Raw genomic sequence first — 25,546 nt, 5'->3', positions numbered from 1 at the left:
CGTGATCAGGCGCGTCGTGACACTGCGGGGCTGGACGCTCGACGACGTCCCGATGGGCACCGCGCCGGACTACTTCGCCGCGTGGAAAGCCGCCCTCGGCGAGGCCCGGAACCTCTGACCGGCTCAGCCGGCGGGGAAGCCGACGACCGGGGCATCCCCGTCGCGGGCGGCGACCAGGGCACCAGGGGCGGGGACGAGCGCGTGGCGTGCCCTTCCGGTGAGCAGACCGACGGTCGTTTCGGTGGGCGGCGGCCAGCCGATCGGGAGGGTCGACGGCGCCGAACCGTCGAGTTCCTGCCGATGCAGCACCATCCCGCCGCCGGGCGAGGCGCACAGGCGCAGGTAGGCCGTCGGCGTGGTGGCGTGCGCCCGCCGGTCCGGGCACGCGGCGAGGTCGACCGCCATCCCGCCGTCCAGGGTGGCCGAGGTGACCTTGCCGTTCTCGTCGCGTTCCGAAACGGCCACCGGGCCGAGCGTGATTCGCTTCGGCGCCCTGGGGTCCATTGTGGACACGATGGTGCCGGTGGCGGCGTCGAGGACGACGTCAGTGTTGGCGCCGGTCGCCAGCCCGGCATACCGCAGCGTCAGGGAAACGGTGCCGCCGCCGGGGGCGGAGCGCAGGTAGTAGTCGGCCTTCTCGTCGGAGGGCCGCGTCACCGGCAGCCGATGCTCCCAGCGCGGCGTGCCGGTGCGTTCGTCCAGGCCGAGCACGCTGAGCCGGTCCTGGCACAGCAGCGGCGCCAGCACCACGTCGCGGCCACTCGCGGGCAGCGCGAACGGCGAGACACAGCCCTCGGGCGCCTGCCAGGACCACCGCTGGTTCCCGCCGCGAAGGTCGAGCGCGTCGACGCGGAAGTTGTCGTCTCCCAAGTTGGCGAGGCTCGGCAGCACGGTGGAGGTCGGTGCCACCGGATCCGCGCCGTGTACGTCCTCGATCAGGGTCTCCCTGACCGGTTCGCCGGTGAACGCGTCGAGAACCGCGAGGTGGTGGCGGTCGGTACCGCCGTCGCCGGGGGCGTGGACGGCCAGCAGCAAGAGCCGGTCCGGCGTGGGGACGAGCGCGCGTACGTGGGCTCCAGGGCGGGCGTAGGTCCAGCGCACCGCGCCGGTCGGCCCGTCGAGCGAGGTGACCTCACCGCCCGTCCCGGCGACCGCCACCCCGGCGCCCGCCGCGACCACGTCCAGCACCTTGGTCGGCGAGGTCCAGGTCCACGGTGAGGGCACCACCCGGTCGGCGAGCGCGGGCGCCGCGATGGCAACGGCCGTCGTGGACCGCACCGCCAGCGTGGGCACGACCGTCACCGCGGTCACCGTCCCCGCCGCGAGCACGACGACCAGCGGGACGGCGAGCCACCACCGAACCGGTCGGGGGAGCCCCGTCGCCACCAGCGACACGATGGCCGCGACCGCGAGTACCGCCGTCGAAACACCCGGTGTGCCGCTGCCGAGATCGGCACTGAGGCAGTAGATGGCCCAGCCCGTGGCACCGGCGGCGAGAACCACCGCGGAGATCTTCGCCCCTTTGGACTTCCCGAATGTCAGCAGTGCCGCGAGTACCAACGCCGCCGCGACCAGTGCCACCTCGAGATCCGGCCGGTCCGGGCGGGCCGCCCCGCCGGAGAGGAACACCGCCGCCACCGCGCAGCCCGCGGCGAGCGCCGCGACCACCGCCCCCATGTTCCGCCCCTCAGCCTCCGCCTGCCTCGACCGGGAAATCCTCCCTCGGCCGGACTCCCGGCGGGACCGTCGAAATGACCACACCTCGCGCCGACTCGCTCACCCGCTCTGCTGTTCCTCGATGGGCTCCACCCGGCGGCGGGTGCGCGCGACGCCGATCCACAGCAGAACGGAGACGACGGCGCTCGGCACCGCCGTCAGATAGACCGGCCACGCTCGGAATCCCGACACCCACAGCATCGTGGCCAAACCGAGGGTGATCAGCGTCCAAGCCAGCGCGTGAGTGTTCCCTCTCCGCTTCCAGCGCGCGATGAGGCTACGCATCCTGCTCCCTCCTCGCGATACCAAGGTCACGGTGGTGGGTACCCGTTCAGCGCCTGGTCAACCCACGAAAATCAGACGCGCGACGACATCGGTGCGCAGCCGGGGCGAATGTACTGCCGTGTCTCCCGCCTCGACCTCTGACCCGGCGTATACGGTTTGTCGGCACCGCGTGGCCAGGCTCGGACGGATGGTGGAGCCCGCACACGATCGAACTCGCCGCCCTGCTGCCCGTGTCGGCGGAGCAGCTGGAGCGCTATCGGGCGATGGAGTTCCCGTCCATCGGGGAGCAGGTCGGTGCCCGGTTACGGCGCCGAGCAGGGTCTCGGTCCTCGCGCGTGCGGGTCACCGCGGCCGCGGGCTGGGGATCTACCCCGTGCACGGCGGCGGATGGTGCGTCGGTACGTCGCTCACCGAATGGGTGATGAAGTACGACGCCGTTTCGGCGGGAGCGGCGGGGCGCACCCGACGTCTCGCCGTATGCCGCCGCGGCCCGCGCCACGGATCTCGGCGGGTCGCCACCGATGTTCATCGACGCCGGCGCGGTCGAGGTGTCCCGCGACGAGGCCGTGGCCTACGCCAGTGCCATCTTGGCCGCCGGAGGCGAAGCGGAACTGCGTGCCTGGGGCGCTTTTCACGGCTGTTACGACCTCGCCCCCGAACGGCTGTCACCCGAGCGTGTCTCACCGCGAAGAAATCCTGGCTGGAACGGCTGCTCGCCAGACATGAACGAAATTCCCGAATTGCCACGGCAACGGGCCGGTGTAACCCTGGTCATACCGAACGACACCACCACCACGAAACACAGGAGTCGTTATGACCACCACTGAAATGCCCGCTGTCCACGAATGCACGGTCAGCGGATGTTCTTACAACCACGACGGCTGTCACGCTTTCGCCATCACGGTGGGCGGAGGCAACGGGTCGGCCGATTGTGGAACCTTTGTCCCGCTGAACACGAAAGGCGGGCTCGATCGGGTGACCGCGCAGGTCGGCGCCTGCTCCCGGTCCGATTGCCGTCACAATTCCGCCCTGGAATGCACCGCGTCGAGTGTCCGTGTCGGACCCGGCGAAGGTGACCACGCCGCCAATTGCCTGACCTACGCCCCGTAACGGCGCCGGTGACTCGTGCGTGAAGGCCTCGTTCCCTCGATTCAGTCGAGGGAGGAGGCCTTCACGCACGTCAGGCCTCAGTGGGGAACGCGCAATTCGGTGTTGCCGTTGTAGAACACGCATTCGCCGTTGGGGAAGTAGAGAATCCTCAGGCCCTCGCAGGTTCCCGCTTGTTCGTTTCCGGTTCCGGCCCACCTGCCGACGACCGTGTAGGATTCCTCCGCGGCGGAAGCCGGCGCGGCCACGGAAACCGCGGCGCCGAACGCGACGACGGTAATGCCGAAACCGGCTGCAAGCTTGCGCAACATCACTGTTCTCCTTGGTCATAGGGTTTGTTTTCGCTTGCGTGGAAACGTAACAAGGTCACGCGCCGGGCTTCGGATGGAAGGCGTTTGCGGGCAGAGGGGCTGCCCGAACTACCTTCGCCGGGGAGGGTCAGCTACCGGCCTGGGCGCAGGTCGCGGCGTCGGCACCGAGCACCGGGTCGGTGACCGGGCGGGAGGTGATCGGCAGGCTGCGCTGGGCGGTCAGCGCGCCGTCGCGAAGGGTGTAAACGGTGCGGGTTCCGCTGTAGGTGAGCGGTTCCGCGCTGACGTCGTCGGCCTCGGAGGCGACGATTTCCATGGTGCGCCCGCCGCCGTTGAGCGGGGTGCACTGGTAGCCGAGGTGGGCGGCGACTCCGCCGCCTTCGGCGACCGAGAGAGGCTTGCCGTTCTCGTCGACGACCTGGCTGAGGTTACGGCCGTCGTAGTGCAGGGCGGTGAAGAAGGTGGTGTTCGCCCCCACCGACTGGGTGACGATGAGTTCCGCGCGGCCGTCGCCGTTGAGGTCGGCGACGCGCGGGGCCGCGAGGGGGACGGAGCCGTCGGCGCCGAGGTGGATCGAGGTGAACGCCCTGTTCACGGTCGCGGAGATCACCTGATCGTTTTCGCCGGTGAGCTGGGCGGAGACCGTCTCGATCTCGCCGTCGCCGTCGAGGTCGGCCACCGTGGTGACCGGGTCGGCGGCCGGGGCGGCCGACGGGTTGGACAGCGGGCTGGGTTGCGGAGTGGCCAGGGCCGGGACGATGGCGGCGAGGCCCAGGGCGGCGGTGATACCGGTGATGGTGGCGGTGCGGACGATGCCCGTGCGGTTCATGATGATCTCTCCCTCCACTCGTCCGGTGAACTTTTCACCGAAAGTGTTCTCGTAAGGGGAGACGGCCACGAGGCCGGGAAGTGCAGTGAAGGTGTGATGGGCCACACAGACGCAACCCGAGGCTGAAGGACGCGTGTGGCCCGCCCCGGATCACAACCCCTTTCAAGAGGGAGTCGCGCGGGATCACGCGGCCACTAATTCCTGCGTCGACACGCGGGCCATCAGCCTCGCGGATCCTGGTGTTCTGGAATGTCCAAGGTGCGCGAAGGGGACTTTCCCCGGATGACATGCGGGGAAAGTCCACTTCGCGCCTCAGGAAAGTGGGGACCGGTACGCCGTCCGCCTCAGGCCGGTCACCGTGCTCGCCCACCTCGTCGCGACACGACCTCCTGACGCACAGCGAAATCCATTGCCGGGGTCCGGTGCCTGCGACACCGCCGGAAGTTCCGGTATACAAGGTCATTTATCCGGAACTCGGCTGGTCACCCCAGTAGCCACGACGGCGAGTGAAGGCTCCTTTCTTGCGCCAGGCGCAAGCAAGGAGCCTTTATGTACTTCAGGTGGGCAAGGCCGCGCCGGGAACTGTTCACTCGATCCGGTCACCAGCGCCATCGTGCGGCGGTCCGTGGGTACTCATCGGGAAACGGAGGAGGCAACGATGCCCGACAACGAGCTTCCGGGGTTCCTGATCATCGGCCTGATCTTCATCATCGCGGACGGCCAGATCCTCTATCGCGGCGCCCGTCGCTTCCTGAGCGCGCCGGACGCCCGCGAGGGAGGCGGATCGGTGGCCTGGATGGTGGTGACGGTCTTCCATCTGGTCGCGATCGGGGTGCTGGCCCTGCTCTCGGTCGTGGCCCCGGACTGGTCCGGTTCGGCCGCCGCGTTCATCGGCAGGCTGGGCGTCTTCCTGCTGCTCATGGCCGTGGCCCACGTCCTCACGCTGTCGGTGCTCTCCCGCCGGCGACAGGACCACGTCGTCGAATCCCGCTATCGCGGACGCAAGACCGAGCGGCCGGTGCGGGCCGACCGGTCGGTACGGGCCGACGCGGCCGCGCAGCCGACGGTCACCCCGGTGCCGGGGCAGGACGGGCGGGCTCCGCAGGTGAGCCCGGATCTCAGGGATCAGGGTCCTTATCGAGCTTGAGGCCGAGCGCGAGGTGGAGCTGGCGCGCCCACCAGCGCACCTGGGCGGCTGACTCGTCCGAAGCGGGACCCGTGACTCCGGCACTGCGCCGAAACGCGCCTCCGTACTGGGCCTCCATCGCCATCGCCTGATGCAGGGCCGCGACGGCCAGCCGGGTGTCGTCGATGGAGTAGCCGGGTGGCCGGAGCCGGTGGAGGGCGTCGACGACCGGGGTGAGCATGCCGCTGCCGGGGTCGCGCCATCCCGCCGCGTGCAGTGCCACCGCGAGTTCGCCGTATCCGTGCCGGTAGAGCGACTGGAGAGCCTCGACGAGTTCGAGCAGGTCGGCGTCGCGGTCCAGCCAGCGCGCGAGGAGGTCGTGGAGCCCGTCTCGAAGGCGGCGGCCGCCGTGCCGGAGCAGTTCTGCGAGCAGCTTTTCGCGATTGCCGAAGTGGTGGGCGACGCCGGCGTCGGTCATGCCGACCCGCGCGGCCACCGCGCGCATCTGGACGGCGGCGACACCGGACTCGGCGAGCAGCGAGGCCGCGGCGTCGAGGATCAGGCGTCGCGCCTCCTCCGGAGTCCTTCTGGCTCGAGGTGTCGTCACGATCGGCATCGTACCTTGATGCGCCAAGGTATGTGGGTTACCTTGGCATCTCAAGGTAACTGGGGCAGGAGAAGACAATGACCGAAATCAGCCTCACGCTGGGCGATGTGACTCTGCGGGGTACGGTGACCGGCTGCGGCCCGACGGTCCTGCTGCTCCACGCGGGCGGGGAGCGGCGGAGCGTCTGGGAGCCGGTCGCGGCGATATTGGCCCGGCAGGGGCTGCGGACGGTGGCCTACGACCTGCGTGGTCACGGTGACAGTTCCGGCAAGGCGACCACGCTCCGGACCCTCGCCGACGACGTGGTCGAAATGATCGGCCGCGAGCCCGTGCCGATCGTCCTCGTGGGTGCCTCGATCGGCGGGATGGCCGCCATCGCCGCCCTCGCGGAACCTGCCGTCGCGAAACGCGTCGCCGGTCTCGTGCTCGTCGACGTCGTACCGGACCTCGCTCCGGCACGGGCGCGCTCGTGGCTCGACTTTCACGGACTCGGCGGCTGCCACACCCACCTCGTGGACGACGTCCTCGGGTCGGGGCCCGCCCTTTTCGCGACGGCCGGGGCCTTGGACCTGCCCATCCTGGTGGTGCACGCCGGGCGGGAATCGCCGCTCAGCGAGTCGGATGTGCGCCGTCTGCGCGCGGCCAACCGCCGGGTCACGGTCGCCAGGGTTCCGGCCGCCGGTCATCTCGTGGCGCGGGACGCGCCGGAAGAGCTCGCGCGCCTCGTATCGGCACACGCCGTCGCGTGGCAGAGCGCGGTGCCGACGGTTGAACGGTGCTAAGGTTGCCCTGGAGCGAGGGTGTCCTCCGTCACGGGACGGTTCCGGGACGCGGGCCGGGCGGGCAAGATCGGTTGTCAGCGGCCATCGCGCAGGTGAGCGGGGACGCCGGGCAAGGGTTCGCCTCCGGGGATGAGCACAGCGTGCACGCGGCGCTACCTACCGGTAACCTACCGTCGGCGCGTCGAAAACCCCGTCCAAGGCGACCTCGGCACGCTGCCTACAATGTCCGCCATGACCTACAGCGAACCAGCGCGATCAGAGGCACGTCGCACCCGATCGCTGGCGTCCGCGTCCTCCTCGGCCGAACAGGCCTGTGGGATCACGATTTATGGATGTGGGCAGGACGAGGCCGTCCTGTTCAAGGAGATGGCGCCTCGTTTCAGCATAACGCCGACCATCGCGGAAGCGCCGGTATCCGAAGCAAATATCGAATTGGCGTCCGGTAACCGGTGTATCAGTGTCGGTCACAAGACTCCGATCTCGAACCCCCTTCTTCTCGCACTCGGCGAGGCAGGCGTGGAGTACATCTCCACGAGGAGCATCGGGTTCAATCACATCGATGTGAAATACGCCGAAAGCGTCGGCATCACCGTCGGAAACGTCGCGTACTCGCCGGACAGCGTCGCCGACTTCACGCTGATGCTGATGCTGATGGTGGTGCGCGACGCCAAATCCATCATCCGCCGTACGGAAGTTCATGACTACCGGCTGAACGCCGTACGCGGGAAAGAGCTGCGCGACCTGACCGTCGGGGTGGTCGGAACAGGGCGCATCGGTGTCGCGGTCATGGACAGGCTGAAGGGTTTCGGCTGCCGGGTACTGGCCTACGACACGATGCTCAACGCCTCCGCCGATTACGTCCCGCTCGACGAATTGCTGCAGCAGAGCGATATCGTGACACTTCACGTGCCACTCAACACGGACACGTATCACCTCCTCGACCGTCGGAACATCGAGGAGATGAAGGGTGGCGCGTACATCATCAACACCGGGCGCGGCCCACTCATCGAAACCGAGGCCCTCATCTCGGCCCTGGAAAGCGGAAACCTCGGCGGCGCGGCGCTGGATGTCCTCGAAGGGGAGGAAGGAATCTTCTACGCCGACTGCCGGGACAAGACCATCGACGGCAACAAGCCCTTGCTGCGGCTGCAAGAGCTGTCGAACGTGATCATCAGCCCGCATACCGCCTATTACACGGACCACGCTCTGAGCGACACTGTCGAAAACTCCATCATCAATTGTCTCAACTTCGAAAGCGGGAAGTAGTATGGATAGGTTGAAAATCGGAATTCTGTTCGGCGGCCTTTCCGAAGAGCACCCTATCTCCATCAAGTCTGCGCTGGAGGTCCAGAAGCACCTCGATCTCGGTAAGTACGAGCCGTACTACATCGGGATCACGCAGGGTGGCGCCTGGATGCTCTGCGACGGCCCCGCCGCGGATTGGGAGACCAGCGGGAACTGCCGTCCGGCCGTCCTGTCGCCGGACCGGGGGGTGCACGGGCTGCTGGTCCTGGACGAGGGCAAGTACGAGACGATCGCCCTCGACCTGGTGCTGCCCGTCCTGCACGGCAAGCTCGGTGAAGACGGTGCGATGCAGGGCCTGCTGGAGATCTCCGGCATCCCCTACATCGGCTGCGATGTCCAGAGTTCGGCCCTGTGCATGGACAAGTCCCTCACCTATTCCGTCATCAAGGGCGCGGGAATCCCCACGCCGAACTTCTGGATCGTCACGGACGACAACGACGTCGACCCCGGCGAACTCAGCTACCCCGTCTTCGTGAAGCCGGCCCGGTCGGGTTCGGCCTTCGGCGTCAGCAAGGTGTCGAGCAAGGAAGAACTGTCCGCCGCGCTGGCGGAGGCACGCGAGTACGACTCGAAGGTGCTGATCGAAGAAGCCGTCATCGGCAGCGAGATCGGCTGCTCCATTCTGGGCAACGACGACGATCTGCTGGTGGGCGAGTGCGACCGGGTCGCGCTGACCCACGGATTCTTCAAGATCCACCAGGAAGAGAGCCCCGAGACCGGCTCCGAGAACTCGAGCTTCATCGTTCCCGCCGACATCTCGGCGGAGTCGCGCGCGGTCGTCCAGGAGACCGCGAAGGCCATCTACCGCGCCCTGGGCTGCCGGGGACTCGCGCGGGTCGACCTGTTCCTCAAGGAAGACGGAAGCGTGGTCCTGAACGAGGTCAACACCCTTCCCGGCCTGACCTCGTACAGCCGCTACCCGCGGATGATGGCGGCCGCCGGCCTCTCGCTCGGCGACGTGATCGACAGGCTGGCGACGCTGGCCTTGGCGGGGCGCAACGGATGAAAGACGATTTCGTCTTCGTCGACGAGGTTGTGCCCGGGATCCGCTGGGACGCCAAATACGCCACCTGGGACAACTTCACCGGTAAACCGGTGGACGGCTACCTGGTGAACCGCGTCGTCGGTACCCGCGCCTTCTGCGCGGCGTTGGAGAAGGCACGAGAGAAGGCCGAGGCTCTCGGCTTCGGCCTGCTCCTTTGGGACGTCTACCGTCCGCAGCGCGCCGTGGATTGCTTCATGCGCTGGGCGGAACAGCCCGAAGACGGCCGGAAGAAGCTCAGGCACTACCCGAACATCGACCGGCCCCAGATGTTCGAAAAGGGTTATGTGGCCACCAAATCGGGCCACAGCCGGGGCAGCACGGTGGACCTGACGCTGTACCGCCTGGACACCGGCGAACTCGCCGACATGGGCGGCGACCATGATGTGATGGACGTCGTTTCGCACCACGGGGCGGCGGGAATCACGCCGGAGCAGGAAAAGAACCGTGAGCACCTGTGTTCCATCATGGTGGACAGCGGTTTCAATCTGTACGAGTGCGAGTGGTGGCATTACAGCCTGAAGGATGAACCTTATCCGGACACCTATTTCGACTTTCCCATCGCAAGCTCGTGAGTGTTCTGGGCCGTTAGAACGACCCGGAACACGGGTTTGAGTACATGAAGGACCCCTTCCTTGCGCTAGACGCAGTGAAGGGGTCCTTCGCGTACCTGCCCGGGGATGTGCCACGGACCGGTTCGTGAAGGCCGCCTTGCCTACCTTGAGGGTGCAGGGTTCCGGCGAACTCGCGGAGATGTTGGTCAAGCGGGTCGCGTGTGGCGATTCGGGTTCTGACGGACCTGTATTTGCCTACGGGGACGTTGATCGAGGCCCGACGCCCTGCGCCGTCGGGCTGACCATACGTGGGTACGCAACTACCACCCCCGACCGAAGCGTGACTCAGACGTCAAGCGCGGCCGCCCCCCGGTGTCGCGAAAGCCACTTTCGCGACGTCAGATGTCCCGAAAAGTGGCTTTCGCGACACCGGCCAGCCGATAGTAGGTACCCAAGCCACCCCTTGGTTCTACCCGAATTGCCACTCAAGGCCACCCCGACCCACCTCCTTTCGGGCACTTGACGAAGGCGGGCCCGGTTCGCCAAGAGCGGACTGAACGGCAGCTCTGCGACTTCGCCGGTCGAGGTAGGGAAGGGGGCCTTCACGTGCTTCAGGCGAGCAGCGCCCCCGCAGTGTTGCCGTGGGCGGCCTCCTCAGGCGCGTCGCCGCACTGTCTGACTGGACGCTTGACGGGGGCCGCCCACCGCGTTCGGCACCCCTCCCGCTACCGCGCCGAGCGGGTTACCCGTCGGCTTCGCCGCTTTGTCCTCGCACGGCAAAAGAGGTGTGCGGTAGTGGGATTCTTTTTCAACTCGCGTCCAGGTGACGACCTCACCGCCGCAACCGCCATCAGGATGAAGGCGCTCTTTTTCTCTTGGCGAGTCCATTTGTGTTGGCTACCCACTAATGGGCCTTGACGTCGTACTTCGCGGTGAGTAACAGGTGACGATTGAGAGAGCAAAAGGAGAACTTGTCGATGGCGAATGCCCTTAGTTGAAATTCCCCATACCAGCCGCCTCGGCTTCTCTGTATCACCCACACGGAGGAGACTTCCGCAAACGTCGACCGGGAACCGTTCGGGTGGACCAAGAACGCCGCGGCCGAATCCGCGAGAGCGGAAACGCGAGCTGCGAACGGACTAGCTGGATCGGCGAACAGCCTAGCCCGTTTCCCTCGTGCTGATACGAAAAGCGTAGGTTCGCGAGTCGATCTTGAACGAAGACCTTGGACGGCGACCTTCACTGTGAGGTATCCCCATTGTTCGTCAATTGCCGACAAGGATTGGTCGTGCCATGCTGACCAGGTGTGCACTCACTGGGGACTGAGGGGGCGCGAGGTTCACTCGCGACCACAAGGCAATCGCGGATTCCGACCGGCTGAGCGACTGAGCCGATCCCGACATGTCCCCACCTGGTGCGTCGAAGTGGACCTTGGTTTTGTTCTGGCCGAAGTCGTCGAGCAAAACTCTCGGTAGTTCGCCGGAGCACACGCCACCGCCGGTCATCTCGGAGGCGGCCCGCCGTCAGGCGGGCCTGCCGGTGGCGCTCATGGGGATCCTCAGTGTCGAGGACGCCCGCCACACGGCACAGGGCTGGTGCGGACGGGCTCGTGGTGTCCAACCATCGTGGCTAAGCAGTTGGACGGTGCGGTTCTCTGCCGTATCGCAAAGTGGACGGATAAAGATCCAATGGGGCTAGGTGGATCCGATGAGGGTTGACATATTCGCTCTCCCGGTCGTCGAAATCGAGCTGTCCCGGCTGTCTTCCGTATCTTCGCCGAGAACTTCAGGTGAAGATCCGGAGCACGTCGAGACACTGTTGTCGGCCGAGGGGGAACTTCCGCCAATTCTCGTTCACCGACCGACGATGCAGGTCGTCGATGGCCTGCACCGGCTCAAGGCGGCGCGGGTCAGAGGCGACACGACGATCGTGGCGAGGTTCATCGACGGAGCCGAATCCGACGCGTTCGTCCTGGCCGTCGAGGCGAACATCCGGCACGGTCTGCCGCTCTCACTCGCCGATCGCAAGCGTGCGGCCCTTCAGATCATCGGGACGCATCCTCAGTGGTCCGATCGGCGGGTGGCGTCGGCGACCGGTATCTCCGCCGGCACGGTGGCCGACCTGCGCAGGTGTGGAGGAGACGCCGGAAACGAGGCCAGAATCGGGCGGGATGGGCGCATCCGTCCCGTCGACAGTTCGGAGAGGAGAAGACACGCCGCCGACCTCATTCGCAGTGATCCGGGCCTTTCGCTCCGGCAGGTCGCCAAGCAGGTCGGCATCTCGCCGGAGACGGTCCGGGACGTGCGCGGCCGGTTGGAGCGTGGTGAGAGCCCGACTCCGGACGGGGGCAGGAGGTTACGGACCAAGCCGCTTCCGCTGGGCCGGACGGAACCCGACATCGGCCGTGCCGTGGATCGAGAGCGTCTCGCCGTGCTGGAGCAGCTCAAGGCCGACCCCGCGCTGCGGTTGAGCGAAGTCGGCCGAATCCTGCTGCGAATGCTCTCCATGCATTCCATGGACGGGCAGGAGTGGGAGAAGATCCTCCACGGCGTACCGCCGCATTTGTACGGTGTGGTCGCCGGGTTCGCCAGAGATCACGCCAGGGTCTGGGCGGGGTTCGCGGATCACTTGGAGAACCGGGCGACCGATCTCGCCGCGGGATGACCCGGTGAACGGTATAAGGAGCAGAGGTGCCCATCGAGAAGGCGCTTGTGGTCGGCACTGGTCTGATCGGTACCTCGGCCGCGTTGGCCCTTCGCGAGAAGGGCGTGGCGGTCTACCTCTCCGACGTCGACGCGCACGCCGTCCGGCTGGCGTGTGAACTCGGCGCGGGCCAGGAGTGGGCCGGTGAGGAAGCGGACCTGGCGTTGATCGCCGTGCCGCCGCATCTGGTGGGGGAGCGGCTGGCCGGGCTGCAGAAACAGCGGGCCGCGCCGGCGTACACCGACGTCGCCAGTGTCAAGGCCGAACCGATCGCGGACGCGGAGCGGCTTGGGTGTGACCTGACCTCCTATGTGCCGGGTCACCCGCTCGCCGGCCGGGAGCGATCCGGACCGGCCGCGGCCCGCGCCGATCTGTTCTTGGGTCGTCCCTGGGCGCTCTGCCCCGGGTCTGAGACGGGAGCGGATGCCTTGCGGCGGACGCGGGAGCTGGTCTCGCTGTGCGGGGCGAACGTGGTCACCGTCGGCGCCGGCGAGCACGACTCGGCGGTGGCGCTGGTGTCACACGCCCCGCACGTGGTGGCGTCGGCGGTGGCGGCGAGCCTGGTGAGCGGGGGCGACGTCCCGCTGAGCCTCGCCGGGCAGGGGCTGCGCGACGTGACGCGCATCGCCGCCGGGAATCCCCTGCTGTGGCGGAAGATCCTTGCCGGGAACACCCTGCCGGTGGCCGGCGTGCTCGAGCGGATCGCGGCCGATCTCGCCTCGGCGGCTTCAGCCCTGCGGTCCGGTGAGCTGGATGACGTGCTGGATCTGCTGCGGCGGGGTGTCAAAGGCCACGCCCGGATCCCCGGCAAGCACAGCGGGCCGGGGATCCGGGCGTTCGCCGTGGTACAGGTGGTGTTGCGGGACAGGCCGGGAGAGCTGGCCAGGTTGTTCAACGCGGCGGAGCTGGCGGACGTCAACATCGAGGACGTCCGGTTGGAGCACTCGACGGGTCTGCCGGTCGGTGTCGCCGAGATGTCCGTGCGCCCGGAGGACACCGGCAGGCTCGCCGAGGCACTCCGCTTCCATGGCTGGCACGTTCCGCCCGTGCCCGTCGGGACCCCTGCGGGGCGTTAGGTTCCTGTGCCGGGCAAGGTGCGAGACCGGCGCTGCCCTCGTGACGATGTGGGCGGTCCGGCGTAGGCAGACGAACACCAGTGTCGCTTGTGGACGGTCATGGCCGCGGATCCCGAGTGCTCGCGGAGATGGTCGCTTGGACCCACTCGTGGACATCGACACGATTCAGCACGATTGAGATCGCGGACTTCGCGCGTGGGAGGAATGACGGTATGGACGTAGTGATGCGCTTCGGCGCACCGAACCCGAGGGATGACGACCCCGATCCCTGGTCGACGAAAATCCGCCGGGGGACGGTGCGCAGAGTGCTCGGCTACTTTCGCCCGCATATCGGGAAGGTGGCGCTCTTCGTTCTCATCGCCGTGTTGGAGGCCGTCGTCATCGTCGCGACCCCCTTGATCATGCGGGAGCTCATCGACAACGGCATTCTGAAGAACGACCTCGATGTCGTGCTCTGGATGGCGGGCCTGACCGGCATCCTCGCCCTACTGGCCGCGGGCTTGTCGCTGGTGTCGGCTTACATCGCCGGGAAGATCGGGGAAGGGGTCACCTATGACGTCCGGACCCAGGTGCTCGACCACGTCCGGCGGCTGCCGATCGCGTTCTTCACCCGGACCCAGACCGGGGTACTGGTGAACCGGCTGCACACCGAAGTGATCATGGCGCAGCAGACGTTCGGCCACCTGCTGCTGGTAGCGACCAGCGCGGTCGCGGTCGTGCTGGTACTGGCCGAGCTGATCTACCTGTCGTGGCTCGTCGCCGTCGTCACGCTGGTGGTGGTCGCGCTGTTCCTCGTGCCATGGGTCTACGTGGGACGGCTCATCGGGCAGCGCACCGGAAAGATGATGGATGCCAATGCCAGCCTCGGCGGCCTTCTCCAGGAGCGGTTCAACGTCCAGGGGGCGATGCTTTCCAAGCTCTACGGCCGTCCGGACGAGGAGATGGCCGACTACCAGCAACGTGCCGGGGGGATCCGCAAGCTCGGGGTGAGCCTTTCCGTCTGGGGCCGGATGTCCTTCGTCATGATGACGCTGATGGCCTCGCTCGCCACGGCGATCGTCTACGGCATCGGTGGCGGACTCGTGCTCGACGGTGCGTTCCAGCTCGGCACGCTGATCGCCATCGCCACCCTGCTCGCGCGGCTGCTGGGACCGATCACCCAGCTGTCCGGGATGCAGGAGACCGCGCAGACCGTCGTGGTGGCCTTTTCCCGGTTCTTCGAGTTGCTCGATCTGAAGCCGCTGATCAAGGAAAAGCCCGAAGCGGTGGAGCTCACGAAGGACGTGGCACCGGAGATCGAGTTCGACGAGGTGATGTTCCGCTATCCCACCGCGGACGAGGTCTCGCTGTCGTCGCTGGAGCATGTGCGGGCCGCGAAGGGACGCGGGGAAGTGACGTCGGATGTCCTTCGCGGGGTGAACTTCCACGTGCCCGCCGGGACCCTCACCGCGCTCGTCGGCCCGTCCGGCGCCGGGAAGAGCACCATCACCCATCTGGTGACCCGGCTGTATGACCCGACCTCCGGAACCATTCGCATCGGCGGACAGGATCTGCGGGACCTCACCTTCGATTCGCTCCGCGAATCGGTCGGGGTGGTCAGCCAGGACTCCTACCTCTTCCACGACACGATCCGGGAAAACCTGCTCTACGCCCGCCCGAGCGCCACCGAGGACGAGCTGATCGAGGCCTGCAAGGGTGCCCAGATCTGGGACCTGGTCCAGTCCCTCCCCAGCGGGTTCGACACCGTCGCCGGCGATCGCGGCTACCGCATGTCGGGCGGGGAGAAGCAACGGCTGGCGATCGCCCGGCTGCTGCTGAAGGCGCCGTCGGTCGTCGTGCTCGACGAAGCCACCGCTCACCTCGACTCCGAGTCGGAGGCCGCGGTCCAGCGGGCGCTCAAGACCGCCCTGCGCGACCGCACTTCGCTGGTGATCGCCCACCGGTTGTCCACGATCCGCGAGGCCGACCAGATCCTCGTGATCGACGGCGGCGGGGTCCGGGAGCGCGGGACGCACGACGAACTGCTGGCCGCCGGCGGTCTTTACGCGGAGCTCTATCACACGCAGTTCGCCAATCCGGAAAGCAACGGAACCAAGGCGGACGGCAACGGAACCGGGTTCGACGACGAGCCCGAGCCTGAGCCGGTGTTCTACGGCCTTCACGGAGGATGACGATGAGTTCCGCAGCGGGGGCCACACCGACGGTGCTGGATCTGTTCGCCCGGCAGGTGGACCGGACGCCCGGCGCGGTGGCCGTGTCCGACGGGGATCGGGTTCTGACGTATCGGGAACTCGATGAACTCGCCTGCCGGTTGTCCGGTCGGTTGACCGGCAGGGGCGTCCGCCTCGGCGACCGTGTCGCGGTCATCATGGACCGTTCGGCGGACTTACTGGTGTCACTGCTCGCCGTCTGGAAGGCGGGAGCGGCGTACGTACCGGTGGACGCCGCCTACCCCGCGCCGCGGATCGCTTTCCTGCTGGCGGATTCGGGCGTTTCCCTGACGGTGTGCTCGATCGCGACGCGTGATCGCGTACCGGAGGGGATCGAGTCGGTCGTCGTCACGGACGAGGACCCGGGCGACGCACCCGTTGTCACGGTGCGCCCGGAACACCTGGCGTACGTGATGTACACGTCTGGTTCGACGGGTACCCCGAAGGGGGTGGCCGTTCCGCATGGGAGTGTCGCGGAACTGGTGGGGGATCCAGGCTGGGGGATGGGTTTCGGTGACGCTGTCCTCATGCACGCGCCGCATTCTTTTGATGCGTCGTTGTGTGAGATCTGGGTTCCGTTGGTGTCGGGGGCCAGGGTGGTGGTCGCCGGGCCGGGTGCGGTGGATGCCCGCCGTTTGCGGGAGGCGGTCGCGGCGGGGGTGACGAGGGCGCATCTGACGGCGGGTAGTTTTCGTGTGGTGGCGGAGGAATCGCCGGAATCGTTCGCGGGGCTCCGCGAAATCCTGACCGGTGGTGATTCGGTGCCGGTGCGCGCGGTGGAGCGGGTGCGGGAGGTTTGTCCCGGGGTGCGGGTCCGGCATTTGTACGGCCCGACGGAGACGACGTTGTGCGCGACGTGGCAGGTGCTGGAACCGGGTGATGTGCTGGGTCCGGTGCTGCCGATCGGCCGTCCGCTCCCGGGGCGCCAGGCCCACGTGCTCGACGCGTCGCTGCGGCCGGTGGGGCCGGGAGTGACCGGCGATCTGTACCTTTCCGGCGCCGGTCTGGCGCACGGTTACCTGGACCGGGCGGGACTGACGGCGGAGCGGTTCGTGGCCGATCCCTTCGTCCCGGGTACGAGGATGTACCGGACCGGGGACCTCGCCCAACGGACCATCGACGGCGAGTTGCTGTTCGGGGGCCGGGCCGACGATCAGGTGAAGATCCGCGGGTTCCGGGTCGAACCCGGCGAGATCGAGGCCGCGATGACCGCCCAGCCGGACGTCCACGAGGCCGTGGTGGTGCCGATCGACGGCCGCCTGATCGGTTATGTGGTGGCGGACGCGGACCCCGCTCTCGTTCGCGAGCGTCTCGCGGCCGTGCTACCGGAGTACCTGGTCCCGGCCGTGGTGCTCCCGGTGGCCGCGCTGCCGCTGACCGGAAACGGCAAGGTGGACCGGGCGGCGTTGCCCGCGCCCGACTTCACGGCGAAAACCGGCGGTCGTGAGCCTGTCACCGAGGCGGAACGCGTCCTTTGTGGACTGTTCGCCGAGGTGCTCGACGTGGCACGAGCCGGTGTCGACGACGGTTTCTTCGATTTGGGCGGGGATTCGATCCTCGCGGTGCGCTTGGCGGCTCGTGCGGCCAAAGCGGGCCTGCTGGTGACGCCGTCCCAGATCTTCGGGGAGAGGACCCCGGCCCGGCTCGCCGCCGTGACGAGTGCCGTACCGGTCGACAGGCCGGTCGACGGCCCCTTGATCGACCTGACCGCGGAAGACGAGGCGGAGCTGGCGATCGCCGTCCCCGGCGTTCGGGAGGTCTGGCCACTGGCGCCGCTGCAGGCGGGACTGCTCTTCCAGTCGACCCTCGATGACCAGGGTCTCGACATCTACCAGACGCAGTGGATCGTGGAACTGGCCGGACCGCTGGACGTGGCTTTGCTGCGGTCCGTGTGGGAAGCGGTTTTCGCCCGGCACGCCGAGCTTCGGCTGACCTTCCACCGGCTCGCGTCGGGAAAGACGGTGCAGGCCGTCGCCGGGCACGTCGACCTGCCGTGGCGCGAGGTCGACCTGACGGGGGCAGGTGACATCGAGGCGGCCGTCGAGGCCGTGGCCGCGGAGGAACAGCGGGAACGGTTCGACCTCACCAAGGCGCCGCTGTTCCGGCTGGTGCTGGTCCGGGTCGGCGAGGACCGGCACCGCCTGCTGGTCGTCAACCATCACATCCTGACCGACGGCTGGTCGGTGGCGGTCATCCTCAACGAGGTGTCCGCGGCCTACACGTCCGGTGGACACTTCCCGGACCGGACCGGTGCCGCCTCCTACCTGGACTACCTGGCCTGGCTCGAGCGGCAGGACAAGGACGCGGCACGCGCGGCGTGGCAGGCGGAACTGTCCGACATCGACGTACCGGCGCTGGTCGCCAAGTCGGACTCCGTGAGTGACTACGACTACCGCGTCACCCATCTTTCGCCGGATCGCCACACCCGCCTGACCGAGTTCGCCCGCGACCACGGGCTGACGCTGAACACGGTGGTGCAAGGCGCGTGGGCGATCGTGCTGGCGCGGCTCGCGCGGCGGACCGACGTGGTGTTCGGCACCACCGTCGCCTGCCGTCCCGCGGAACTCCCCGGTGTGGAGTCGATGCCGGGGCTCATGATGAACACGGTGCCGGTCCGGGTCTCGCTGGACGGCGACGCGTCCATTGTGGACATGCTCACCGGGCTGCAACGCCGTCAGGTGGCCTTGATGCCCCACCAGCACCTGGGACTGACGGACATCCAGAAGACGGCCGGACCGGGCGCGATGTTCGACACGCTGCTGGTGTTCGAGAACTACCCGCGGGACTTCGCCGACCAGTTCACCTATCTGGGCACGATCGAGGGGACCCACTACCCGGTGACCGTCGGCGTCATCCCTGGCGAACGGTTCAGGATCCAGCTCGCCTACTGGCGGGGGCAGATCGACGAGGCCGTCGCCGATTCGCTCCTGGAGTGGTTCGTCGGTGCCCTCGGTGCGGTGGCCGCCGATCCGTCCGGTCTAGTCGGGCGGACCGGCATGGGCGAGATTCCGTTGCCGCACTGGAAATCCGCGGTGGTGGCGGATGAGCCGCTACCGTCGTTGATCGGGCGGATGGCGGCGGAGCGGCCGAACGCGGTGGCGGTCGCGGACGGCGACGGCGAACTGACGTACGAGGAACTGTGGGATCGGGCGGAGAGGTTCGCCGCCGTCCTGCGGGCCGGCGGGGTCGAGCGGGAGCGCCGCGTCGGGCTGGTGGTCGGCCGGTCCGCGTGGTGGCTGATCGGGATGCTGGGGGTGTCGCTGGCAGGCGGCGTCTTCGTCCCGGTGGATCCCGCGTATCCGGCCGAGCGCGTGAAGCTGATCTTCGGCAGCGCGAATCCGATGCTGGTGGTGTGCCAGGGAAAGACACGCGAGGCGGTGCCGGAGGAGTTCGCCGACCGGATCGTGGTGCTCGACGAGCTGGACCTGGCGGCGGCCCCGAGCGTGGTATCACCGCGGGTGGGGATGCGTGACGCGGCGTACGTGATCTACACGTCGGGATCCACCGGAACGCCCAAGGGTGTCGTCGTCACCTACTCGGGCCTCGGCAACCTGGCGATGGCGCATATCGAACGGCTCGCCGTGACGCCGTCGTCCCGTGTCCTGCAGTTCGCGGCGCTCGGCTTCGACACCATCGTGTCCGAGGTGATGATGGCGTTGCTGGCCGGGGCGACGCTGGTGATGCCGCCGGACCGGGATCTGCCGCCGCACGCGTCCCTGACCGACGCGCTGGAACGGTGGGACATCACGCATGTGAAGGCCCCGCCGTCGGTGCTGGCCACCGCCGACGCGATCCCGGACAGGCTGGAGACGGTGACCGCGGCGGGAGAACTCTGCCCGCCCGGCCTGGTGGACCGCCTGTCGGCCGACCGCCGGATGATCAACGCCTACGGGCCGACCGAGACCACGATCTGCGCGACGGTGAGCATGCCGTTGGCGCCGGGCGGAGAGGTGATCCCGTTCGGGGCGCCGATCGCCGGGGTCCGCGGCTATCTGCTGGACGCGTTCCTGCGCCCGCTGCCGCCGGGTGTCACGGGTGAGCTGTACCTGGCCGGGATCGGGGTGGCCCGCGGCTATCTCGGCCGCTCGGCGCTGACGTCCGAGCGGTTCGTCGCAGATCCCTTCGTACCGGGTGAGCGAATGTATCGGTCCGGGGATCTGGCGTACTGGACGGACCAGGGTGAACTGGTGTCCGCCGGGCGGGCCGACGACCAGGTCAAGATCCGCGGGTTCCGGGTCGAACCCCGCGAGATCGAGTTCGCGTTGTCCAACCACCCCAGGGTCACCCAAGCCACGGTGACCGTCCGCGAGGGCCGCCTGGTGGCCTACGTGTCACCTGGCGACGTCGATCCGCAGGCGCTGCGGAAGGAACTCGCGGAACGGATGCCCGCGTACATGGTGCCCGCGGTGGTGATGGCGCTGGACGTCCTGCCACTGACTCCGCACGGGAAAATCGACCGGAAGGCGTTGCCCGAACCGGATTTCTCCTCGAAGACGGCCGGCAGGGAGCCGTCGACCGAAGCCGAGCGGCTCCTGTGCGAGGTGTTCGCCGAGGTCCTCGGTCTGGCGCGGGTCGGGGTCGAGGACAGCTTCTTCGAACTGGGCGGTGACTCGATCTCGTCGATGCAGGTCGCCGCACGTGCCCGTCGCGATGGGATGTCCCTGACCCCGCGGCAGGTGTTCGAGCACCGGACCCCCGAGCGGCTCGCGCAGCTGGTGGGGGAAACACCGCTGCCGCACCGTGCGCACGCCACGGTGGCCGACGGTGTCGGTGAAGTCGCGTTGACGCCGGTGATGCGCATGTTCGGGGACGGTGTCGTGGCGCCGGGGTTCGCGCAGTGGGTGGTGGTGTCCACGCCGTCGGATCTGACGGAGAAGGCCTTGGTGACGGCGTTCACGGCGGTGGTGGACACGCACGACATGCTGCGGGCACGGGTCGTCGACGGCGAGCACGGCCGCCGGATGGTGGTCGGTGAGCCCGGGTCGCTGGAGGTGGCCGGCTTGGTCACCCGCGTGCAGGTCGACGCCGGCTCGCTGGACGAGGCGGTGAGGGCCGCGGAGCGCGACGCCGTCGGCCGGTTGGATCCGGCGGCGGGCGTGCTGGTCCAGGCGGTCTGGGCGGATGCCGGGCCGGGCAAGGTGGGCAGGCTGGTCGTGGTGGCACATCACTTGGTGGTCGACGGGGTGTCGTGGCGGGTGCTGCTGTCGGACCTGCGGCTGGCGAGTGATGCGGCGACCGCGGGCCGGGATCCGGTGCTGGAGCCGGTAGGAGTGTCGTTCCGGCGGTGGGCGAGTCTGCTTCAGGAGTGGGCGGTCTCCGCCGAGCGGGTAGGGGAATTGCCGGCGTGGAAGGCGATTCTCGGCCAAGAGCGGCCGGAGCGTGCCGCCGTCGCGGGTGCCGATTTGCGCTCGCGGTCGTGGGTGATCCCGGCGGCCGAGGCCTCGGTGCTGGTGGGGCGGGCTCCGGTGGTGTTCCACTGCGGGGTGCACGAGGTCCTGCTGGCCGGGCTGGCTGGAGCGGTGGCGCGCTGGCGCGGCGAGGACACGGTGCTGGTCGACGTGGAAAGTCACGGTCGCCATCCCGTCGAGGGGATGGACCTGTCCAGGACGGTCGGCTGGTTCACCAGCACGCGTCCGGTGCGGCTGGACGTGGCCGGGATCGATCTGGCCGGTGCGCTCGCCGGTGAACCGGCGGCCGGGACGTTGCTGAAGGTGGTCAAGGAGCAGTCGCGGGCGGTGCCCGGCGACGAACTCGGCTATGGATTGTTGCGTTACCTCAACGCCGAGACAGGGCCGGTTCTGGCGGCGCTGCCGTCTTCGCGGATCGGTTTCAATTACATGGGCCGGTTCGTCGCCGGTGACCAGCGTGACCGGCAAGCGTGGCACCTGGTCGGGGAAATGGGCAGTTCGATGGAACCGGGTATGGAACTGCCACACGCGGTCGAAGTCAACGCGATTGTCCAGGATCTGCCGAATGGTCCTGAATTGACGCTCGTCGTGGAATGGCAGGGCGCGCTGATCGACGAGCCCGAAATCGAACGACTGGTCCAGGAACTGCTGGACATGTTGTCCGGGCTCGCCCGCCAAGCGGATGATCCCACCGCGGGTGGACATACCGTATCCGACTTCGGCCTCCTCGATCTGGATCAGGACGAGATCGAGAGCTTCGAAGCACTGGCGGCGGAACTCAGTGAGGGGCAGACATCGTGACCACTTCGACCACATCCTCCGGATCGGCGCTCGACGAAGTCTGGCCGTTGTCGCCGATGCAGGCGGGAATGCTCTATCACGCCTCATTCGACGACGACGCTCCCGATATCCACGTCATTCAGCAATCGCAGATCATCGACGGGCCACTGGACACGGAGCGGTTCCGAATCTCTTGGGAAGCCCTCCTCAACCGCCATGCGGCGCTTCGCGCGAGTTTCCAGCGCCGGAAGAACGGCGAGTCGGTCCAGCTCATCACCCGGAAAGTGAAGCTCCCCTGGGCCGAATTCGATTTGTCCGGCCTGGCCGAGGAAGACGCGCAGGCCGAGATCAGCGTGATCGCGGAGAAGGAGCGCTTCAGGAGATTCGACCTGAAGAAGCCGCCGCTGCTGCGGTTGACGCTGATCCGGCTCGGCCGGGACAGACATTGTCTGGTGACGACGAGTCATCACCTGCTCATCGACGGCTGGTCCCGGGCGATCATCGAGGCGGACCTTCTCGAGATCTACGCGGCGGGTGGCGTCGCCACGATGCCGCGGTCCGCGGGGTCCTACGGGGACTACTTGGCCTGGTTGGGCCGGCAGGACAAGCAGGCGGCGCGCGAGGCGTGGCGCGCGGAACTGGCAGGTGCCGACGAATCGACACTCGTGATCCGCGAAAGGCGAGGGAAGGCTTCGGGACTGCCGGAGCGCGAGGTGTTCCGTCATTCACCGGACTTCATGTCCGCCCTCGTCGAGTTCGCCCGAGGGCACGGGTTGACGCTGAACACGCTGGTGCAAGCGGCGTGGGCGGTGGTGCTGGCCCGGCTGGCGCGTCGTCGTGACGTGGTGTTCGGCGCGGTGGTTTCGGGGCGCCCGGCGGATCTTCCCGGCGCCGAACAGGTCGTGGGGCTGTTCATCAACACCGTGCCGGTGCGCGTGCGGTTGGACGGCGGGCAGTCGGTCCTGCGGCTGCTGACCGGGCTGCAGGAGCGGCAGTCCGAGCTGATCTCGCATCACCACCTCGGCCTGCCGGAGATCCAGAAGTTGGACGGGGCGAACTTCGACACGATCGTCGTGTTCGAGAACTACGCCGACCCGGCGAGGAAAGCGGACTCCCCGAGCGGTCTCAGCCTGACCCTGCGGGAGTTCCATCAGGCGACGCCGTACGCGCTCACTCTGGGTGTCCTGCCAGGCGAGAGTCTGGACACCGTCCTGGAGTATCAGCCAGAGGCGGTCGACGCCGAAGTCGCCAAGCAAGCGCTGCGCCGGATCGCCAAGGTGCTGGAGCGGATGATCGCGGAACCGGAGGCGCCGGTCGGCCGGTTGGACGTGGTGGACGACGCCGAGCGTGAACTGGTCGTCGAGCGGTGGAACGAGACCGGCGACGCGGTGGCCGCGGCCTCGGCGGTGGAGCTGTTCCGACAGCAGGTGGAAAGGACACCTCAAGCGACCGCGGTGATGGCCGGGGACCGGGTCTGGTCGTTCGAGGAACTCGACGAGTGGTCCGGCCGGGTGGCGGGGGCGCTGACGGAGCGGGGTGTGCGACGCGGCGACCGCGTCGGGGTGGTGCTGGAACGATCGGCCGAGGTGACGGCGGCCTGGCTCGGGGTGTGGAAGGCGGGCGCGGCGTTCGTGCCGGTCGCGCCGGACTACCCGGCGGACCGGGTGGCGTTCATGCTGGCCGACTCCGCGGTCGCGGTGGTGCTGTGCGGAGTGGAGACCGCGGGTGTGGTGCCGCCGGACCATGCGCGGATCATCGTGGACGAAGCCATCGAGGGCGCGGTTTCCCCGGTCCCGATCGGGGCGGACGATCTGGCGTACGTGATGTACACGTCTGGTTCGACGGGTACCCCGAAGGGGGTGGCCGTTCCGCATGGGAGTGTCGCGGAACTGGTGGGGGATCCAGGCTGGGGGATGGGTTTCGGTGACGCTGTCCTCATGCACGCGCCGCATTCTTTTGATGCGTCGTTGTGTGAGATCTGGGTTCCGTTGGTGTCGGGGGCCAGGGTGGTGGTCGCCGGGCCGGGTGCGGTGGATGCCCGCCGTTTGCGGGAGGCGGTCGCGGCGGGGGTGACGAGGGCGCATCTGACGGCGGGTAGTTTTCGTGTGGTGGCGGAGGAATCGCCGGAATCGTTCGCGGGGCTCCGCGAAATCCTGACCGGTGGTGATTCGGTGCCGGTGCGCGCGGTGGAGCGGGTGCGGGAGGTTTGTCCCGGGGTGCGGGTCCGGCATTTGTACGGCCCGACGGAGACGACGTTGTGCGCGACGTGGCAGGTGCTGGAACCGGGTGATGTGCTGGGTCCGGTGCTGCCGATCGGCCGTCCGCTCCCGGGGCGACGGCTGTATGTGCTGGATGTCTTCCTGCGGCCGTTGCCGCCGGGCATCGCGGGCGATCTGTACATCGCGGGCGAAGGGCTGGCACAGGGCTACCTGAGTCGCGCGGCGTTGACGGCTGAGCGGTTCATCGCCGATCCGTTCGCCCAGGGTAAGAGGATGTACCGGACGGGAGACGTGGCGTACTGGACCCAGCAAGGCGAACTGGTCTTCGCCGGCCGGGCCGACGACCAGGTCAAGATCCGCGGCTATCGCGTGGAGCCGGGCGAGATCGAGGCGGTGTTGGCGGCACAACCGGGCGTCGACCAGGCGGTGGTGGTGGCCCGTGACGGACGGTTGATCGGCTACGTCGTGTCCGATGACGACGTGGATCCGGTACGGCTACGCGAGCGGATCGGCAAGGTGCTGCCGGACTACCTGGTACCGGCGGCGGTGCTGGCGCTGGACGCCCTGCCGGTGACGGCGAACGGGAAGATCGACCGGGCGGCGTTGCCGGATCCCGACTACGGCGGACGCGTTTCCGACCGGGAGCCGGTCACGGAGATCGAGCGGATGTTGTGTGCTCTCTTCGCCGAAGTGCTCGGTGTGGAGCAGGTCGGTGCGGACGACAACTTCTTCGAGCTGGGCGGCGATTCGATCACGTCGATGCAACTGGCGGCGCGGGCCCACCGCGACGGAATGGTCTTCGGCACGCCGGAGGTATTCGAGTACAAGACCCCGGCGGGAATCGCGATGATCGTCGAACCGGAAGTGGAGAAGCCCGACGACCCGGGCGGACCCGCCACATCCGACGTCGAACTCCTCGATCTGGGCAAGGACGAGATCGAGGAATTCGAAGCCGAATTCGACGCTTCTTAACCGGGTCGTGAATGGCGTTTCATGTTCTAGAGGGTGAGGCAAAGGTGTCGTGTTCGAGCTCACGCCACCCATGCCGGACACCCACGTCTGACGAGAGCCGCGGTGCCGGTGACCGGCCCGATGCTGGACCGTGTGGCTCACTGTGTGGATTTTGGGACGTCAGGTGACCCAAAATCCACACGGTCCCGCACGAAAGTCCCTGTGCACACCGGATCCGGAGGGGTGTGTGGAAACAGGGACACCCGACGTCCCTGTTTCCACACACCCCTAACCCGGCGTTGCCTTTTCCTTACCTCTCAATAGAACCCGAATCGCCACTCGCGACCCCACGATCGACGAGAGCCGCTGTCCCCAATGTCGGTTCCTTGGACATGTTGTCCGGGGCGGCTCGTCGGGCGGATGATTCCTTCACCGGGGACATCTCGCATTCGACTTCGGCCTCTCGGCTTGGACCAGGACGAGATCGAGGAATTCGAGGCTGAGTTCGACGACGAACTTCAAGCCCTTCGCAGAT

At 67.8% G+C, this 25,546-nt stretch carries 17 protein-coding genes; 12 read left to right on the top strand and 5 right to left on the bottom strand.

The window, feature by feature from the left end; all coding sequences use genetic code 11:
* Nucleotides 1-123: 123 nt before the first annotated feature.
* On the bottom strand, nucleotides 124-1,677 hold the full coding sequence (locus ACM6LU_RS23880; protein ID WP_414939980.1) for a PQQ-binding-like beta-propeller repeat protein: 1,554 nt from the start codon (nucleotides 1,675-1,677) through the stop codon (nucleotides 124-126).
* 99 nt (nucleotides 1,678-1,776) lie between these two features.
* On the bottom strand, nucleotides 1,777-2,001 hold the full coding sequence (locus tag ACM6LU_RS23875) for a hypothetical protein (RefSeq protein ID WP_414939979.1): 225 nt from the start codon (nucleotides 1,999-2,001) through the stop codon (nucleotides 1,777-1,779).
* A gap of 521 nt (nucleotides 2,002-2,522) precedes the next feature.
* Here ACM6LU_RS23875 and ACM6LU_RS23870 point away from each other — a divergent pair.
* On the top strand, nucleotides 2,523-2,828 hold the full coding sequence (locus ACM6LU_RS23870; protein ID WP_414939978.1) for a hypothetical protein: 306 nt from the start codon (nucleotides 2,523-2,525) through the stop codon (nucleotides 2,826-2,828).
* Nucleotides 2,815-3,111 carry a DUF1540 domain-containing protein gene (locus ACM6LU_RS23865; protein WP_016331847.1) on the top strand — a complete coding sequence of 99 codons (297 nt, stop codon included), beginning with the start codon at nucleotides 2,815-2,817 and terminating at the stop codon, nucleotides 3,109-3,111. Before ACM6LU_RS23870 ends, ACM6LU_RS23865 begins: the two co-directional genes overlap by 14 nt.
* Nucleotides 3,112-3,188: 77 nt before the next feature.
* Here ACM6LU_RS23865 and ACM6LU_RS23860 read toward each other — a convergent pair whose 3' ends face one another.
* Both ACM6LU_RS23860 and ACM6LU_RS23855 read right to left on the bottom strand, forming a co-directional pair.
* Entirely contained in the window at nucleotides 3,189-3,419 is a 231-nt protein-coding gene (locus ACM6LU_RS23860; protein WP_414939977.1) for a hypothetical protein, read from the bottom strand.
* A gap of 127 nt (nucleotides 3,420-3,546) precedes the next feature.
* Entirely contained in the window at nucleotides 3,547-4,248 is a 702-nt protein-coding gene (locus ACM6LU_RS23855) for an FG-GAP repeat domain-containing protein (RefSeq protein ID WP_414939976.1), read from the bottom strand.
* A gap of 658 nt (nucleotides 4,249-4,906) precedes the next feature.
* Between ACM6LU_RS23855 and ACM6LU_RS23850 the strand changes: the two genes are divergently transcribed.
* Nucleotides 4,907-5,395, top strand: a complete 489-nt coding sequence (locus ACM6LU_RS23850; RefSeq protein WP_414939975.1) for a hypothetical protein — start codon at nucleotides 4,907-4,909, stop codon at nucleotides 5,393-5,395.
* Here ACM6LU_RS23850 and ACM6LU_RS23845 read toward each other — a convergent pair.
* A complete protein-coding gene (locus ACM6LU_RS23845) occupies nucleotides 5,367-5,981 on the bottom strand; it encodes a TetR/AcrR family transcriptional regulator (protein ID WP_414939974.1) in 615 nt (204 codons plus the stop codon). The genes ACM6LU_RS23850 and ACM6LU_RS23845 overlap by 29 nt on opposite strands.
* 77 nt (nucleotides 5,982-6,058) lie before the next feature.
* On the opposite strand from ACM6LU_RS23845, the gene ACM6LU_RS23840 reads away from it, so the two are divergent.
* The 9 genes from ACM6LU_RS23840 (at nucleotide 6,059) to ACM6LU_RS23800 (ending at nucleotide 25,032) form a co-directional block, all read left to right on the top strand.
* Nucleotides 6,059-6,763: an alpha/beta fold hydrolase gene (locus ACM6LU_RS23840; protein ID WP_414939973.1), complete on the top strand. Its 705-nt coding sequence runs from the start codon at nucleotides 6,059-6,061 to the stop codon at nucleotides 6,761-6,763.
* Nucleotides 6,764-6,985: 222 nt separating this feature from the next.
* Nucleotides 6,986-8,029 carry a D-lactate dehydrogenase VanH-Ac1 gene (vanH-Ac1, locus tag ACM6LU_RS23835; protein WP_414939972.1) on the top strand — a complete coding sequence of 348 codons (1,044 nt, stop codon included), beginning with the start codon at nucleotides 6,986-6,988 and terminating at the stop codon, nucleotides 8,027-8,029.
* 1 nt (nucleotide 8,030) lies between these two features.
* Complete coding sequence (gene vanA / locus ACM6LU_RS23830; protein ID WP_414939971.1) at nucleotides 8,031-9,074, top strand: D-alanine--(R)-lactate ligase; 1,044 nt, start codon at nucleotides 8,031-8,033, stop codon at nucleotides 9,072-9,074.
* Nucleotides 9,071-9,685, top strand: a complete 615-nt coding sequence (gene vanX, locus ACM6LU_RS23825) for a D-Ala-D-Ala dipeptidase VanX (RefSeq protein WP_414939970.1) — start codon at nucleotides 9,071-9,073, stop codon at nucleotides 9,683-9,685. The genes vanA and vanX overlap by 4 nt, the downstream gene beginning before the upstream one ends.
* Before the next feature lie 1,677 nt (nucleotides 9,686-11,362).
* Nucleotides 11,363-12,328 (top strand): helix-turn-helix domain-containing protein, encoded by a 966-nt coding sequence (locus tag ACM6LU_RS23820; protein ID WP_414939969.1) that lies wholly within the window; start codon nucleotides 11,363-11,365, stop codon nucleotides 12,326-12,328.
* 26 nt (nucleotides 12,329-12,354) lie between these two features.
* Nucleotides 12,355-13,443 (top strand): prephenate dehydrogenase, encoded by a 1,089-nt coding sequence (locus ACM6LU_RS23815; RefSeq protein ID WP_414939968.1) that lies wholly within the window; start codon nucleotides 12,355-12,357, stop codon nucleotides 13,441-13,443.
* A 212-nt stretch (nucleotides 13,444-13,655) separates the two neighbouring features.
* Nucleotides 13,656-15,614 (top strand): ABC transporter ATP-binding protein, encoded by a 1,959-nt coding sequence (locus ACM6LU_RS23810; protein WP_414939967.1) that lies wholly within the window; start codon nucleotides 13,656-13,658, stop codon nucleotides 15,612-15,614.
* Between the two features lie 2 nt (nucleotides 15,615-15,616).
* Nucleotides 15,617-21,862 (top strand): amino acid adenylation domain-containing protein, encoded by a 6,246-nt coding sequence (locus ACM6LU_RS23805; RefSeq protein ID WP_414939966.1) that lies wholly within the window; start codon nucleotides 15,617-15,619, stop codon nucleotides 21,860-21,862.
* Complete coding sequence (locus tag ACM6LU_RS23800; RefSeq protein ID WP_414939965.1) at nucleotides 21,859-25,032, top strand: amino acid adenylation domain-containing protein; 3,174 nt, start codon at nucleotides 21,859-21,861, stop codon at nucleotides 25,030-25,032. The genes ACM6LU_RS23805 and ACM6LU_RS23800 overlap by 4 nt, the downstream gene beginning before the upstream one ends.
* The last annotated feature ends 514 nt before the right edge of the window (nucleotides 25,033-25,546 follow it).

Source organism: Amycolatopsis sp. cmx-11-51, from assembly GCF_047608665.1.
Lineage (GTDB): Bacteria > Actinomycetota > Actinomycetes > Mycobacteriales > Pseudonocardiaceae > Amycolatopsis.
This window is presented reverse-complemented; position numbering and strand designations above follow the sequence as displayed.

Coding starts and splice junctions, on each gene's coding strand:
- ACM6LU_RS23865 (WP_016331847.1), top strand. CDS start 2,815: ATGACCACCACTGAAATGCCCGCTGTCCACGAATGCACGGTCAGCGGA.
- ACM6LU_RS23850 (WP_414939975.1), top strand. CDS start 4,907: ATGCCCGACAACGAGCTTCCGGGGTTCCTGATCATCGGCCTGATCTTC.
- ACM6LU_RS23860 (WP_414939977.1), bottom strand. CDS start 3,419: ATGTTGCGCAAGCTTGCAGCCGGTTTCGGCATTACCGTCGTCGCGTTC.
- vanA (WP_414939971.1), top strand. CDS start 8,031: ATGGATAGGTTGAAAATCGGAATTCTGTTCGGCGGCCTTTCCGAAGAG.
- ACM6LU_RS23875 (WP_414939979.1), bottom strand. CDS start 2,001: ATGCGTAGCCTCATCGCGCGCTGGAAGCGGAGAGGGAACACTCACGCG.
- ACM6LU_RS23870 (WP_414939978.1), top strand. CDS start 2,523: ATGTTCATCGACGCCGGCGCGGTCGAGGTGTCCCGCGACGAGGCCGTG.
- vanX (WP_414939970.1), top strand. CDS start 9,071: ATGAAAGACGATTTCGTCTTCGTCGACGAGGTTGTGCCCGGGATCCGC.
- ACM6LU_RS23880 (WP_414939980.1), bottom strand. CDS start 1,677: ATGGGGGCGGTGGTCGCGGCGCTCGCCGCGGGCTGCGCGGTGGCGGCG.
- ACM6LU_RS23805 (WP_414939966.1), top strand. CDS start 15,617: ATGAGTTCCGCAGCGGGGGCCACACCGACGGTGCTGGATCTGTTCGCC.
- ACM6LU_RS23810 (WP_414939967.1), top strand. CDS start 13,656: ATGGACGTAGTGATGCGCTTCGGCGCACCGAACCCGAGGGATGACGAC.
- ACM6LU_RS23855 (WP_414939976.1), bottom strand. CDS start 4,248: ATGAACCGCACGGGCATCGTCCGCACCGCCACCATCACCGGTATCACC.
- vanH-Ac1 (WP_414939972.1), top strand. CDS start 6,986: ATGTCCGCCATGACCTACAGCGAACCAGCGCGATCAGAGGCACGTCGC.
- ACM6LU_RS23840 (WP_414939973.1), top strand. CDS start 6,059: ATGACCGAAATCAGCCTCACGCTGGGCGATGTGACTCTGCGGGGTACG.